The 635-nt window shown below is 43.9% G+C and carries 1 protein-coding gene; it reads right to left on the minus strand.

Going from position 1 to position 635, the window contains the following annotated elements; genetic code table 11:
* Positions 1-146: 146 nt before the first annotated feature.
* Positions 147-596, minus strand: a complete 450-nt coding sequence (locus tag GSM_RS13600; RefSeq protein WP_029327463.1) for a DUF305 domain-containing protein — start codon at positions 594-596, stop codon at positions 147-149.
* Between the last annotated feature and the right edge of the window lie 39 nt (positions 597-635).

The raw sequence follows: 635 nt of genomic DNA on the forward strand, positions 1-635 counted from the left end.
CCGCCTAATCCTGATCCACCTGGAACTCCCATGAGCCCTTTCGTCTGTGTGCTTTATCGGCACTGGCTAACTTACTATTGCAATTTGCGTAAGCCTAAAAAATAAGGAAGTTGGCCTGATTGGTCAACTTCCTTATTTTTTATCAGCTATTGATCGGCAACTTTTTTCAATAATCGTTTCATCTCCGTGATCTCTTCACGTTGCGTTTTAGCGATCTTCTGTGCGAGGGCTTTGACTTCCGGATCGCTGAGTTGCGCGCGTTCACTGGTTAGAATCGCGGTCGAGTGATGGGGGATCATTTCTTGCAACCAAGCTGCATCGTGCACGGTCGCTTGGCTACGAACTAGATAAAGCGAGCCAGCAAATATCACCGCACTACCAAGTAGGATCAGGCGGTTCAAACGTTTATTCTGGTACATTGACCACATGAATAACAGCATTACAATGGCCATGGTGGCGCCCATAATTAGCGCCATATACAGTCGCGTTTGGCTTAGAAAAATATGATCTAATTGGAACACATTAAGGTACATTAACCCATACATAATAACTGTAGAGACAAGAATCATCAGTAAAAATTTCGTGTATTGTTTCATGACGTCCTCCTCGCTTTCGCTGGCTTTATTTTGACTATA

Source organism: Liquorilactobacillus mali KCTC 3596 = DSM 20444 (assembly GCF_000260415.1).
Taxonomy (GTDB): domain Bacteria; phylum Bacillota; class Bacilli; order Lactobacillales; family Lactobacillaceae; genus Liquorilactobacillus; species Liquorilactobacillus mali.